This window comes from Vibrio sp. D431a, assembly GCF_030248655.1.
In the GTDB taxonomy this organism is placed as follows: domain Bacteria; phylum Pseudomonadota; class Gammaproteobacteria; order Enterobacterales; family Vibrionaceae; genus Vibrio; species Vibrio alginolyticus.
This window is the reverse complement of the sequence record NZ_JAHGAP010000019.1, coordinates 1-16,416: the sequence shown is the minus strand read 5'-3', so window position 1 is coordinate 16,416 and position 16,416 is coordinate 1. Positions and strand designations below refer to the sequence as shown.

At 48.3% G+C, this 16,416-nt stretch carries 3 protein-coding genes; 1 reads left to right on the top strand and 2 read right to left on the bottom strand.

Going from position 1 to position 16,416, the window contains the following annotated elements; all coding sequences use genetic code 11:
- Window positions 1–1,350 (bottom strand): HlyD family type I secretion periplasmic adaptor subunit, encoded by a 1,350-nt coding sequence (locus KJB35_RS16430; RefSeq protein WP_005375593.1) that lies wholly within the window; start codon window positions 1,348–1,350, stop codon window positions 1–3.
- A 9-nt stretch (window positions 1,351–1,359) separates the two neighbouring features.
- Complete coding sequence (locus tag KJB35_RS16425; RefSeq protein WP_031777210.1) at window positions 1,360–1,728, bottom strand: hypothetical protein; 369 nt, start codon at window positions 1,726–1,728, stop codon at window positions 1,360–1,362.
- Between the two features lie 182 nt (window positions 1,729–1,910).
- Here KJB35_RS16425 and KJB35_RS16420 point away from each other — a divergent pair.
- On the top strand, window positions 1,911–16,416 hold a 14,506-nt coding region (locus tag KJB35_RS16420), incomplete at its 3' end, for a tandem-95 repeat protein (protein ID WP_285357164.1).

Sequence of the window (16,416 nt, the reverse complement as noted above, 5' to 3'; positions counted from 1 at the left end):
TCACCTCTCATCGAATGCGTCTTCGATAGCCGACATAACCGGCTTCGCTGCGTATTCGATCACCCGGCGTGAACCTGTTTTCACGTCTGCGGTAAACTCCATATAAGGGGACAGCTTGTATTGTGTGCCTCCGCGCTCTAGATAGTTTTGACTGATTTGGATTTCCGCGAGATAGAATTCAGCGTCTTCTTCTTCATAAGAAGAACGGCTGATCGATGCAATTCGACCTTCCAAAAATCCGTATTTGGCAAAGTTGTAGGTATCCATCTTCACTTTGACCGCTTGTCCGATTTCTACAAAACCCATGTCTTTACGCGGGATCTTCGCCTCTCCGTGAAGGGCGTTATTGATCGGTGCAATGTCCGCGATGCTTTCACCTGGCGGTATCACAGCGGAGCGGAAATTGAAGTGCACTTTATCTACTACACCGTCAATAGGGGCGTAAACCACGAGGCGATCCACTTTATCTGAGTGTTGAGGACGTAATATACGTTTCAACTTTAAGTCCTTGTTTGCTTGAATGATTTGTGCTTGATACTCGGCATTACGATTCTCCACCAAGTCTCGGTACTGCTTCTCTAGTTTGTCGAGTTGGAAGCGCTCATTCATGACCGACTCATCAAGGTTTTCAATCTCACGCACCATGTTTGACTCTTGAACCTGCATATTCAGAACATCGACGTAAGACGCCATTTCCTCTTTGTACAAGGTGTTCTTAATATTGAGCTGCTTGCGTATCAAGGAGAGCTGGTTCTCGGAGCTTTTACGGCGCTTGAGCATTGAATCAATAAGCGAATTCTTATGTTGGATATCGTGAGTGATCAACTCTTCATTGGAACGGTTTTTAGAAAATTCTTGCTGCCAGGTATTCATGTTGACTTGCACTAATTCTGGGTACTTTTCGATGTAGGCAGAAAAATCGGGTTCCACCATATCGCGCAGGCTTTCGTAACGAATCTTGTCTAGCTCAAGCTGAATGATCTCTGTGTTTACCGTATCGAGTTGAGTGTTTCTATCCAGAGAGCGAAGGCGTGCAATAGGCTGACCTTCGTAAACTACTTCGCCTTTGCGCACTAGCATTTCTTCTAGAATACCGCCTTCAAGGTGTTGCACTTTTTCGATGTCAGATTCGAGCAATAGCTCACCGCGCACCGACACCACAATGTCGATACGAGCCTGAGATGCCACGGCGATAGCCACCATGGAAAGCAAAAAGATAACCAGCAAGGTTTTGTGTACGCTGGTCATTGCACTGGCTAGCACGATTGTATCGTCTGTTGTTACCTTCGAAGCTTCGTTGTTCGAAACGAGCGCCTTTTTGAGGTGATGTTCTATTTGCTTATTGCTCATGAGCCACCCCTACGATTCACTACCTGTGCGGCTATCGATTGAATTTTCGATTTTTAACAGCTGGCTAATTTGTTTGTTTACGTTGTTAAGCTCGGTTTTAACATCCTCGATCAATTCATTAGGAGCAGGGAAATGGTGTTTGTTTAAGTGTTCAAGCTTTGCCAATTTTGGTGGTAAGTCGTCATCACATAACAAGACGAGAATGGTCTTTAGTCTTTTTGAATAACATCTGAGTGCTTCAAAACGGTTTTGTTTATGCAGCATCTCAATATCAATCCCTGCGTCACTGAAATCTTGGTAAAAATCGCCTAATAGCAATTGCAGCCCTTTATGGCTGTTGTCGACTGAGCGCAACAGATTTGTCATATTTATCATTATCCCACCGCACTAATTGCTTTAATGACAACAAGTAAGGATCTTTATACTGGGTTTTCAAATTTTTTTGTTTTTATGGAACTCGAAAGGTATGAAAAAAGTTGTATAAAAAAGTTGGTTTCTAAAAATGGTGTCCTTTACTGCCTCTAAATACGATCAGTTAGCTAAAAGCAACGGAGGCTGTAATGGCAGGCGACACTAATCAAGAAAAAGACAATGAAAAGCTTAACGATGCGGTAGAGCAAACAGAAACGAAGGATACGGGGACAAAAGAAGAAAAACAGCAGTCGACCGTCTCTTCGACTGTAGCGACCGGTGCTGAAAGCGCAGATGCTGTTGATGAAGCCAATCGTGCGATGGAAGAAAATCCTAGTGGCGCGGGTACGGAAGAAGAAGCAGTGAGCTCGGGTGGCGCAGTTCAAGAAGAGGATACTGAAAGTAGCAGCGACTCTGACGCTGCACAATCCAATGTTGTTGATAGTGTAGCTTCTAGCGGAGAATCAGGTGACGAGGCTCTGGGCAGCGGTGGTTCGGATTCTGGGGCGGGTGCCCAAGCGGTCGGTGGTGGTGATGCCTCTGGCTCTGAAGGTGGTTCGGACGCAGAAGGCAATGAAGCGCAAGGACAAGCGGTACAAACTTCATCTGCGCCAAGTGCTTCTTCAGACTCTGAAGGTTCTCAAGGTGGTGACGAGCTAGATTCAGAAACCACTGAAGAGAGCTTCGCGGTGGATGTACAAGACACCAGCGAAGAAACCACGACGCAAGTAGAAGACGATTTCGACTCCGAAACTACGAGCGAAACGTTCCAAATTAAAGTCGAAGGTGAAAATGACGCGCCAGAAGTAGGGCAAGATCTGGCATACATCATGGATGAAGATGGCACCATTACCTTCACGCAAGAACAACTTCTCGGGTACGCGAGTGATGTTGATGGCGATGATCTTGCCGCATTCAACGTGCAAGTGGGTGCTAATGCATCCGTTGTGGATAATGGTGATGGCACTTATACCGTCACACCTGATACTGATTTTAATGGTGAACTCGGCTTAACGTTTGATATCAGTGATGGTCAAGAAACCATTTCTAGCTCGATTGATTTAACTGTTCGTCCAATCAATGACGCACCAGTGCCTGAAGATAAAACCTTTGAGATTGAAGAGGATGGCACGCTGATCTTTACGGACGCAGACCTGCTCAGTGGTGCAACGGATATTGAAGGCGATAACCTAACGGTTGAGGGCGTAAGCTACGACGGTGGTGACGGCATCCTGACCGACAACGGTAATGGGACCTACACTTTTGCGCCAAATGAAAACTTCAATGGCGATGTGAACTTTAGCTTTGATGTGTCCGATGGCACAGATACGGTTTCTGCCAACATTGATGTTAACGTTACGCCAGTTGATGATGCGCCAGTATCTGGCAATCTTGCTTACTCAGTGGATGAAGATGGCTCGATTCGTTTGAGCCAAGAACAGTTGTTGTCGCAAGCTTCTGACGTGGAAGGCGATGCACTGACGGCTTCTAACCTTTCGGTAGATGGCAACGCGACGGTGACTCAAAATGACGATGGTAGCTTCACCATCACGCCGGACGCAGATTTCAACGGTGATATCGACATTAGCTTTGATATTTCAGATGGCACGAATACCGTTCAAGCAACCGCTGACCTAACCGTTAATCCAATCAACGATCTGCCTGTTCCTCAAGACCAACAATTCAGTGTGGAAGAGGACGGCACGCTACAATTTACCGATGCGGATCTGCTTGCAGGTGCGACCGACATTGAAGGCGATGACCTTTCTGTAACGGGAATCAGCTACGAAGGAACCGACGGCGTTCTAACTGACAATGGCGATGGCACGTATAGCTTTGCGCCAAATGAGAACTTCAACGGTGATGTAAACTTCAGCTTCGACGTATCTGATGGCACAGATACAGTTTCAGCGAATGTGGATGTGAGCGTTACGCCGGTGAATGATCCTCCTGTGGCTGGTTCAACGTCTTACACGGTTCACGAAGACAACTCTATTACCATTTCTGACGCGCAACTGTTGGCAAACTCTTCGGATTTAGAAGGGGATGTATCGATTGATAGCGTGAGCTACTCTGGCAGCGATGGTGTGTTGCAAATCAATGGTGACGGTACGTACACCTTCTCTCCAAATGAAAACTTTAATGGTGAAGTGACGCTTGATGTTGTCGTCGCTGATGAAGAAGGCGCAACGGATGTCACCACTGCTGGCATTACAGTACTGGAAGTGAACGATCCACCAGTCGCTGGACCAACTTCTTACACTATTGATGAAGATTCAGTTCTGACGTTTAGTGAGTCGCAAGTGCTGTTGAATGCCTCTGATGTGGAAGGCGATGTAGAGCTTGTTGGCATTAGTTACGATGGGCCGGATGGCATTTTCACCGTTAACGATGATGGCACGTGCAGCTTCGCGCCAAACGAGAACTTTAACGGACAAGTTCAACTTGATGTCACCATTCGAGATGAAGATGGAGCAGAAGTTGATACCGTCATCAATGTGAATGTATTGCCAATCAATGATGCGCCAGTATCGGGTGATTTGGCTTACAGTGTTGATGAAGACGGTGCGATTACACTCAGCCAAGAGCAACTTCTTTCTCAAGCGTCTGATATTGAGGGCGATGACCTGACTGCTAGTGATTTGACGGTGGATGGAAACGCAACCGTTACAGCGAACGATGATGGCAGCTTCACGATTACACCAGATGCGGACTTTAATGGTGACATTGATATCCAATTCAACATTACGGACGGCACAGACACTATCCAAGCAACGGCAGATCTAACGGTTAATCCGGTTAATGATCTTCCTGTTCCTCAAGACCAGCAGTTTAGTGTTGAAGAAGACGGCACGCTTCAGTTTACTGACGCAGACCTGCTTGCAGGGGCGACCGACATCGATGGCGATAACTTAACGGTTGATGGCATTAGCTACACAGGCAGCGATGGTGTGCTGACTGACCACGGCGATGGTACTTACACCTTTGCACCAAACGAAAACTTCAACGGCGATGTCAGCTTTAGCTTTGGTGTTTCTGACGGCACTGAGACCGTACCTGCCAATGTGGATGTGAGCGTCACTCCAGTGAACGATCCTCCGGTTGCGGGTTCAACGTCTTACACGGTTGATGAAGATAATGCGATTACGATTTCCGACGAGCAGCTTCTGGCTAACTCTTCGGATGTGGAAGGCGCGGTGTCCATCGATAGCGTGACCTATTCAGGCACCGATGGCGTATTCCAAGACAACGGTGACGGTACTTACACCTTCATGCCGAATGAGAACTTCAGTGGTGATATCAGCCTTGATGTGATTGTGGCGGATGAGCAAGGTGCGATTGACGAAACGACCGCAGGCATTACCGTCATTGAAGTGAATGATCCTCCAGTTGCCGGTCCAACGTCTTACACGATTGATGAAGATTCAGTACTGACATTCAGTGAGTCACAAATTCTTGCCAACGCATCTGATATTGAGGGCGATGTAGAGCTTGTTGGCATCAGCTATGAAGGCTCGGATGGTATCTTTACCGTCAATGGTGATGGTACTTGCAGCTTTGCACCAAACGAGAACTTCAATGGTCAAGTTCAGTTGGATGTGACCATTCAAGATGAAAATGGGGCAACCGTTGATACGCACATCAATGTCGACGTATTGCCAATCAACGATCCACCAGTATCGGGTGATTTGGCTTACACCATCAACGAAGACAGCTCAATCACGCTAAGCCAAGAGCAGCTGCTTGCCAAAGCGGGCGATATTGATAGCGAGAACCTTGAAGCCATCAATCTATCGACAGATGACAACGCGACGATTCAATACAACGATGATGGCAGCTACACCATCACACCGGATGAAAACTACAACGGTGACCTAGATCTGACCTTCGATATCATTGATAACGATGGCGGCTCGGTACAAGTTGGTCTGGATATTACGGTTAATCCTGTGAATGACTTGCCACAAGCGCAAGATCAACAGTTCACGGTAGAAGAAGACGGCACCTTGCTTTTCACGGATGCAGACCTATTGGAAGGCGCATCGGATATTGACGGCGATGATCTGTCTATCGAAAATGTTCTCTACACAGGTGCGGACGGCGTGCTTACCGATAATGGTGATGGCACTTACAGCTTCGCGCCGAATGAGAACTTCAACGGTGATGTTCAGTTCACATTCGATGTGTCTGACGGCACAGGTTCAACACCAGCATTCATTGATGTCAGCGTGACACCAGTGAACGATCCACCGGTGGCAGGTTCTACGTCTTACACGGTTCAAGAAGATGGTCAAATCACCATTAGTGACGAGCAGTTGTTAGCCAACTCTTCTGATGTGGAAGGCGACGTAGCCTTGGCGAATGTTAGCTACTCTGGTAACGACGGTAGCTTCGTGGACAATGGCGACGGCACATATACCTTTACGCCAAATGAGAACTTTGACGGTAACATTTCGCTCGACGTTACGGTTATTGACCAAGATGGTGCAACGGATACAACAACCGCAGGCATCGATGTTATCGCGATGAATGACGCACCAGAAACGTCAGGCATTCAAGCTGAAGTGGATGAAGATAATGCCATCACCATCACGCAAGAACAGTTGCTTGCGAATGCGACAGACATTGAAGGTGATGACCTTGTTGCCAGCAATCTACAAACCAATGACCCAGATGCGACGATCGTAGCCAACGATGATGGTTCTTTCACCATTACGCATACGGAAAACTTTAACGGTGAGTTGGACTTCACTTACAACATCAGCGATGGCGAAAATGATGTTCTGACCACGTTGGATCTGACCGTTAATCCTGTCAACGATGCGCCAGAAGCGGGCGACGAGATCTTTATTCAAGCAGAAGAAGATCAAACCGTGGGTGTTTCTCTGCGTGAAGAGCCTGCGTTACGTCTCGACCAAGCCCCTGAAAACGGCATCATTGAAGCAAATCTAAATGACGAATGGGTACAGCTAGAAGTCGGGCAGGAGGTGCCTGCAGATACGGAAGTGCGCTTCATTCCAAATGATGACGCATTGGCAAACGGTACGCACACGAGTCAAATTGGTACCTTTGATGACAACGCTAGCCTCGATGATTGGGGTACTGCTGTTGACCCTTACACACGTGAGTTTGTTGATGGTGATTTGAAAGTTACCGTTCAAAGTAATGATGACCCACTCGGTGCGTGGAATGGTAAAACACACATCGGTCACGGTATTGGTGATACTGACCGTCAAGGCTTGAGTGGTGATGAAAAACTGACTGTGAGCGTTGAAGGTCAAGACATCAACGAAATCAGCTTCCACCTAGACGGTCTAGGTGGCTGGTTTATGGAAGAGTCTCGCCACTTTACCGAAGTCGAAATTCGTGCATTCAACTCCGATGGTGACTTGATCGACTCGATGACTTACCACAAAGAAGATCGTGGTAGCTATGAGACGGATTACACCCTAACGGTGAACGAGCCAGTGTCTTACTTTGAGCTAGGAACAATTCAAGGTAACGGTACTTACGTGGTTCAAAACATGACGGTATCGCAAACTTGTCATGATGAAGCAGTGTTCACATCTATTGGCGTGGACGGCACGGAAATCACGGAGACGGTAGAACTGAATATCCGAGAAGGTGACAGTGAAATCGAACTGACCGCTGACTTGCCAAATGTGACCATCGATACCGAAGGTTCTACGCAGTTTGCCTCTGTGGTTATCACAGAAGAGCAGCTTCTCGCACAAGCGAGTGATATCGATAGCGATGTTCTTGATATTCAAAACCTAGAGCTGGTGGGGGATAACGCGGAGCACGCTACGTTAACTGACAACGGCGATGGTACATGGACAGTCACACCAGATGAGAACTTCTACGGTGAGATTGAGCTGGGTTACCAAGTTACGGATGGTGAACTCACTGACGACAACATCATCAACATCAACTTCGAAGCAGTAAACGATGCGCCAATCGTTTCTGGTCCGATTGTGTTGTCGACTGATGAGGATGTGGGCATTACGTTTAGCGCGGACGATCTGCTTGCCAATGCAAGTGATGTGGAAGGCGATGCGCTGTCTATCTCTGATATCTCTTACAGCGGTGATAACGGTGAGCTTGTCGACAATGGCGACGGCACTTACACCTTTATGCCGAATGAAAACTTCAATGGTGAAGTCGATATCGATTACAAAGTCTTCGATGGCACCGATGAAGTCGATACCCATCTAGATCTGACCGTTATTCCGGTCAACGATGTGCCAGTTCCTGGTGCACCGCTGCATACTCAAATGCTAGAAAACGGCACCATCATCATCGAAGCAAAAGACCTGTTATCAGGTGCGACCGATGTGGATGGCGACATTCTTCATATCGAGAATCTACTGCTTGTTGACCAGTCACAAGGTACGTTGACAGACAACGGCGACAACACCTTTACCTTCGAGCCAACTTCGAACTTCTACGGTGAAGTGAACCTGACCTTCGATATCAGCGACGGTCAAGCAAGTGCACCAAGCACTGCGAAGATCGATGTTGAGATCGTCAACGAAGGTCCAGAGGTCAGCGGTCCTGTTGATGCGGTCGTTGATGAAGATGGCTCAATTACCATCACTCAAGAAGACTTGTTAGCGAACGCGACGGACGTGGATGGTGACAACCTTGAAGCGGTGAACCTGTCGACCAACGATCCTAATGCAACCATCGTTGAGAACGCTGATGGTAGCTTCACGATTACGCCTAGTGAAAACTTCTTTGGTGAAATCGAATTTACTTATGACGTAACTGACGCGATCGAAACCGTCGCCGCGGATCTAAACCTCACTGTTAACCCAGTGAACGACCTGCCAGATGTACCTGATTTGTCCTTCACCACAGAAGACGGTGAAGCCATCACGATTACTGAAGCAGAGCTGCTGGCTCAAGCGACGGACATCGAAGGCGATGACTTATCTGTTGTGAACGTGACGAGCTCAAGCGATACGGTTCAAGTGACAGACAATGGCGATGGCACCTACACGTTAACGCCAGAGCAGGGCTTCTTTGGTAATGTTGACCTCACGTTTGATGTGAGTGATGGCACCGATGTGGTGGCGGCAAACATCGACTTGAAAGTTGAGTTCGTCAACGACGCACCAGAAGCAGCGCCAATCGTGGCAGACGTGGACGAGGATGGCTCTATCCTCGTGACACAAGAAATGCTGCTTGAAAATGCCAGCGATCAAGATGGTGATGACCTATACGCAACGGCACTAGAAACCAATGATCCGAATGCCTCTATCGTGGATAACGGCGACGGCACCTTCACGGTGACACCGTCGGAAAACTTCAATGGTGACATTGCATTCACTTATGAAGTGAGTGACGGTGAACTAAGTGTTGCTAATGAAATGACATTGACGGTGAATCCAGTCAATGACATTCCAATTGTTGCGCCTGGCATGTACCAAATTGAAGAGGATGGCAGCATCCTGTTCACGCAAGAAGATCTGCTAAGTGGCGCGATTGATATTGATGGTGATGACCTCACCGTTACCAGCATTAACTACTCCGGTGATGAAGGTACTGTAACGGACAACGGTGACGGTACATTTAGCTTCGTACCAGAAGAGCACTTCAGTGGTGACTTGCAGTTCAGCTTTACGGTTTCTGACGGTACGGATGAAGTTGAGCAAGACATTAATGTCCATATCGAAGCCGTGGCAGATGCGCCAGACCTAGTCATCACTGATGGCGACGGTCGAAACGTGGATGACCAAGCGATCTTGGTTGAGCCAGGCGGTATTGTTGAAGTGAACATCGCCGCAGCATTGGTTGACCAAGACTTGTCAGAAACGCTGACTGTGACCGTTGATGGCGTTCCAGAAGGTTCGGTGATCAGCTACGACAACGAAGGGGTACTTAACGATCAAGACAACGGTATCACCAGTTTTAACGATACTGAAATCACGGTTACCTTTGAAGGTGAAACCGCGGGTTACCAAAACGCAGCTGGCTATTACAAAGTTGATGAAGACGGCAATATCACGGGCGTTGAAGTGGTGTACGAAAACGCCTCTCAAGTTGGCGGAGGCGGTGACCTCATTCCGGGACAAGATCAGTTCAGCTTCCAAATCTCGGAAGGGGAAAGCTTCAACCTATTCTTGATTCCTAACGGTCATAACTTCAATGACTTTGCGTCCATGCAAGATGGTCAGTATGAGTTCCGTGCGGCAGATGGCTCTCCTGCGAACATGGATACGGTCGACCCACAACTCGTGTTTGTGGGTGCTGATGGTTCTGAAACCGTGATTCAAAGCCAATTTGGTGATGCAGTCTTCCATGGCGGCACAAGCTCAGAGCTCAACCAAGATGGCATTGAACATACTCGAACTACTGTGAACGAAGACGGTGAACTGGTTTACGGCTTTGAAGATCTCTACGGTGGCGGCGATGCCGATTATAGTGACTTCAACTTCACCATTGATGTAGGTGAAGTGAACAGCCAGATCTACAGCGGTGAAGTAACAGTCGGTCCAGATGGTTCTGTAACGCTTCCAACCACAGCAATTGAACAAGAGCTACAGATTCAATTGCCAGAAGACTTTAACCAACAGCTAGAAATCAATGTAACGGCAACGGCGACAGAGCTATCAAATAATGATTCTGAAACCGTTTCTCAAACCATCTACGTCAATGCAACGGGTGCTCACATTGAACATACGCCTGAAGCATTGCCTGTTTCTGCTGTGGTTGAAGAAGATGGTTCAATCCTAATCACGCAAGAAGATTTGCTCGCTAATGCGCGTGACTTGGATGGAGACCAACTGACAGCACTGAACTTGGCAACGGATGATGAAAACATCACCATCACAGACAATGGTGACGGTACTTACACCTTAACGCCAGATGCGGACTTTAATGGTGACATCACCTTTACGTTCGATGTGTCTGACGGCGATGATGTTGTCTCAACCAACCTTGAGTTATTGGTGTCACCAGTTAACGATGCGCCTGAACCACAAGATCAAGCGTTCACCATTGGTGAAGATGGTGTGCTGACCTTTACTGATGCGGATCTCCTAACAGGCGCTACCGATATTGAAGGGGATGACTTATCTGTTGAGGGCGTCACTTACACAGGCGCGGACGGTGTTCTTACTGACAATGGTGATGGCACATATAGCTTCGCACCAAACGAGAACTTTAATGGCGACGTGAACTGCACTTTCGATGTTTCCGATGGCACGGATACCGTGACGGCGAATATCGACGTAAGCGTGACGCCGGAGAACGATCCACCGGTTGCAGGCAGCACGGCTTACACCGTTCATGAAGACAATTCGATTACCATTAGTAACGAACAGCTGTTGGCTAACTCGTCTGATATAGAAGGCGAAGTGGCGATTGATAGCGTGAGCTACAGCGGTAACGATGGCGTGCTGGAAATCAACGGTGATGGTACGTACACCTTCTCACCAAACGAAAATTTCAGCGGCGAGGTGAGCCTAGATGTTGTCGTTGTTGATGAAGAAGGTGCAACGGATTCTACCACTGCTGGCATTACTGTGATTGAGGTAAATGACCCACCAATCGCAGGTCCTACCGCATACACTATCGATGAAGACCAAGTTCTAACCTTTAGTGAATCTCAAGTGCTACTGAATGCTTCGGATGTTGAAGGGGATGTTGAGCTAGTAGGCATCAGCTACGACGGTCCAGATGGTATCTTCTCAGTAAACGGCGATGGTACTTGTAGCTTTGCTCCGAATGAAAACTTCAATGGTCAAGTGCAGTTGGATGTGACCATTCGTGATGAAGACGGCGCAGAGGTCGATACTTACATCACAGTCGATGTCTTACCAATCAATGATGCACCAGTTTCGGGTAACTTGGCGTACAGCGTCGACGAAGACAACTCAATCACGTTGAGTCAAGAGCAGCTTCTTGCTCAAGCATCGGATGTAGAAGGCGACGCGCTAACCGCATCTAATCTAATGGTTGACGGTGATGCAAGGGTTACGGCAAACGACGATGGTAGCTTCACTATCACGCCAGATGCGAACTTTAATGGCGACATTGATATCACGTTCGATATCAACGACGGCAGCGACACTATTGTTGCAACAGCGGACCTAACCGTTAACCCAATTAATGATTTGCCGCAGCCAGAAGATCAAGCGTTCACCATTGGTGAAGATGGTGTGTTGACCTTCACTGACCAAGACCTGCTTGATGGTGCAACGGACATTGATGGCGATGACCTATCGGTAGAGGGCGTCACTTACACAGGCGCAGATGGTGTCCTAACTGACAATGGCGATGGTACGTATAGCTTTGCACCGAATGAGAACTTCAATGGGGATGTGAACTTTACCTTCGATGTTTCTGATGGCACGGATACCGTGACCGCGAATATCGATGTGACAGTCACTCCAGAGAACGATCCACCGGTGGCAGGCAGCACGTCTTACACAGTGCATGAAGACAACTCGATCACCATTAGTGACGAGCAGTTACTGGCGAATTCATCTGACGTCGAAGGAGATGTCGCGGTTGATAGCGTTAGCTACAGCGGCACAGATGGTGTGTTCCAAGACAATGGTGACGGTACGTACACCTTCTCGCCAAACGAGAACTTCAATGGCGAAGTGAGCCTAGATGTTGTCGTGGTCGATGAAGATGGTGCGACGGATTCGACTACCGCAGGTATTACAGTACTTGAGGTGAACGATCCACCAATTGCAGGCGCGACCAGCTACTCAGTGAACGAAGACGAAGTCATCACCATTAGCTCTGAGCAGTTATTGGCGAACGCTTCTGACGTTGAAGGTGAAGTTGCGATTGATAGCGTAAGCTACAGCGGCTCTGACGGTATCTTTACTGATAACGGTGACGGCACATTCAGCTTCGCACCAAACGCAAACTTCGATGGCGATGTGAGCCTAGATGTTGTGGTTGTTGATGAAGACGGTGCAACTGCGTCAACTAATGCAAACATCGATGTATTGCCAATCAACGATGCGCCAGTATCGGGCAACTTGGCTTACAGTGTCGATGAAGACAATTCAATTACGCTTAGCCAAGAGCAGCTTCTTGCTCAAGCATCGGATGTAGAAGGCGACGCGCTAACCGCATCTAACCTAGTGGTTGACGGTGATGCAACGGTTACGGCAAACGATGATGGCAGCTTTACCATTACGCCTGATGCGAACTTCAATGGTGACATTGATATCACGTTCGATATCAACGATGGCAGCGACACTATTGTTGCAACGGCTGACCTAACGGTTAATCCAGTTAACGACTTACCACAGCCAGAAGATCAAGCGTTTACCATTGGTGAAGATGGCGTCTTGCTGTTCACTGATGAAGATCTGCTTGATGGTGCAACGGATATCGATGGCGATAATCTATCGGTTGAAGGTGTCACTTACACAGGTGCAGACGGTGTCCTAACCGACAATGGTGATGGCACTTACAGCTTCGCGCCAAACGAAAACTTCAATGGCGACGTGAACTTTACCTTCGATGTTTCTGATGGCACGGATACCGTGACGGCGAATATCGATGTAAGCGTGACGCCAGAGAACGATCCTCCGGTTGCAGGCAGCACGTCTTACACGGTGCATGAAGATAATTCGATCACCATCAGTAACGAACAACTATTGGCTAACTCATCTGACGTAGAAGGCGAAGTAGCAATCGACAGCGTGAGCTACAGTGGCGCAGATGGCGTGTTCCAAGACAATGGTGATGGTACTTACACCTTCTCGCCAAACGAGAACTTCAATGGTGAAGTGAGCCTTGACGTTGTGGTTGTCGATGAAGACGGTGCAACGGATTCAACCACTGCGGGTATTACCGTTCTTGAGGTGAACGATCCACCAATTGCCGGTGCAACTAGCTACTCAGTCAACGAAGACGAAGTGATCACCATTAGCTCTGAGCAGCTATTGGCGAACGCATCTGATGTTGAAGGTGACGTCGCGATTGATAGTGTCAGCTACAGCGGCTCCGACGGTATCTTTACTGACAACGGCGACGGTACATTCAGCTTCGCACCAAACGAAAACTTCAACGGTGATGTCAGCCTAGATGTTGTCGTGACCGATGAAGATGGTGCAACGGTAGCAACCAATGCAAACATTGATGTATTGCCAGTCAACGATGCTCCAGTATCAGGTGATTTGGCTTACAGCGTGGATGAAGATGGTTCTATCACTCTCAGCCAAGAGCAACTTCTTGCACAAGCAGGCGACGTGGATGGTGATGACCTAACCGCGGCGAACCTCACTGTTGACGGCAATGCGACCGTTGTTGCGAATGACGATGGCAGCTTCACTATCACACCAGATGCGGACTTCAATGGCGACATTGATCTGAGCTTCGACATTACGGACGGCGATGCGACCATTCAAGCCACTGCCGATCTGACTGTGAACCCAGTGAACGACCTACCAACGGTTGGTCAACCACAGTTTGTTACGCAAGAAGACACCAGTTTCACCTTCACCGAAGAGCAACTGCTGCAAAATGCAGGTGATATCGATAGTGATAACCTAACGGTTGAGAACGTTGCTTCTGACAGTGGTACGTTAGTCGACAACGGTGACGGCACGTACACCTTCGCTCCGAATGAAAACTTCGATGGCAACGTGAACGTAACGTTTGATGTCAACGATGGAACCGCTACCGTGCCAGCAGAAGCGAACATTGATGTTCAATCTGTGGTTGATATGCCAGAGCTTTCGATTGCTTCGGACTTGGTGATTGCGTCTGATAACTTCGAGTCTGGCTCGAACGGTTGGAACGCGAACACTGAGAGCTCACAAGGCTTCGAAACGGGCGACATGTTGGGTCGTATTGGTGGCACTGGCGGTGATGAAGCGGTCAGCAAAACCTACGAGATCCCAAGCGATGTTAATGAAGTGAATATCTCGTTTAGCTTCTACGAAATCGATTCTTGGGATGGCGAGTCGTTCCAAATCTTTGTGGGCGGTGAACAGCTAACCACCTTGGAAAACTCCGCGTTCCGTACTCAAGATGGCACGACAACGCTTTACGACTCAGATGGTAATGAAGTGGGTGAAGTGATCCACGGAGCCTCTCAACGTGAAGGCTTCAGTGGTTGGAACGACCAAGCTCACCAAATCAACCTGACGGTTCCTGTCGAGGATGGTGAACTGCAACTCGGCTTCGGTTCAACCTTGAATCAAGACGTTTGGGATGAATCGTTTGGTATCGACAACATCGAAATCACGGTAGCGGACGCGGATTACCAAATCATTGGTACCGAAGATACACCAGTGCCACTTGATATCGATGCAGCGTTAACCGATACAGATGGTTCAGAAAACCTCGCTATCTTGATTGAAGATGTGCCAGAAGGCAGCGCGCTATCAGCGGGTGTTGATAACGGGGACGGCACTTGGTCACTACAACCAGGCGAGCTAGAAGGACTAGAGTTTATTCCTTCTGCGGACTTCAACGGCGATGTGACGCTAATCGTGAACGCAACCTCTACAGATGTGGATACCGGAACCACGGCGACAGCGACGCAAGATGTGACAATTCATATCTCGCCAACCAATGATGCACCAGAAGTGACGGGTGATATCAGCGCAGTCACTGCCGAAGACAACAGCATTACGCTAACTCAAGAGCAGTTACTTGAGCACGCTGTTGATATCGATGGCGATGACCTAAGCGCAATCAACCTGAGCACCAACGATGCAAATGCCACGGTTGAAATGAATGAGGATGGCAGTTTCACCATTACTCCAAGCGAGAACTTCTACGGTGATATCGAGTTCACCTACGATGTGACAGACGGGGAGGAAGTGGTCGCGGCAGGTCTTGACCTAACCGTTACACCAGTCAATGACGCTCCAGAGCCACAAGATCAAGCGTTCACCGTGGGTGAGGATGGTCTTCTTACCTTCACAGACGCAGACTTGTTAACAGGCGCGACGGATGTAGAAGGTGACAACCTAACAGTTGAAGGCGTGACTTACACTGGCACGGACGGTGTCCTAACCGACAATGGCGATGGCACGTACAGCTTCGCGCCTAACGAGAACTTCAATGGCGATGTGAACTTCACGTTTGATGTATCAGACGGTACGGATACAACCTCTGCCAACATTGATGTGAGTGTGACGCCAGAGAACGATCCGCCAGTTGCAGGCAGCACGTCTTACACCGTACATGAAGACAACTCGATCACCATCAGTGATGAGCAACTACTGGCTAATTCGTCTGATATCGAGGGTGATGTTGCGATCAGTAGCGTGAGTTACAGTGGCAACGACGGTGTGCTCGAAATTAATGGCGATGGTACTTACACCTTCTCACCAAACGAAAACTTTACAGGCGATGTTAGCCTTGATGTTGTCGTGGTTGACGAGGACGGCGCGGTTGATACAACAACAGCGGGAATTACCGTTCTTGAAGTGAACGATCCACCAATCGCAGGCGTAACCAGTTACACCATTGATGAAGATGAAGTCATTACCATCAGTGCAGAACAGTTGTTGGCAAACTCTTCCGATATTGAAGGTGAGGTAGCACTAGATAGCGTAAGCTACAGTGGCAGCGAAGGTATCTTTACCGACAATGGTGATGGTACGTTCAGCTTTGCACCAAACCAAAACTTCAATGGTGAAGTGAATCTTGATGTTGTAGTCGTGG

Excerpts from the sequence above, each read along its gene's own strand:
- KJB35_RS16430 (WP_005375593.1), bottom strand. The coding sequence starts at position 1,350 with ATGAGCAATAAGCAAATAGAACATCACCTCAAAAAGGCGCTCGTTTCG.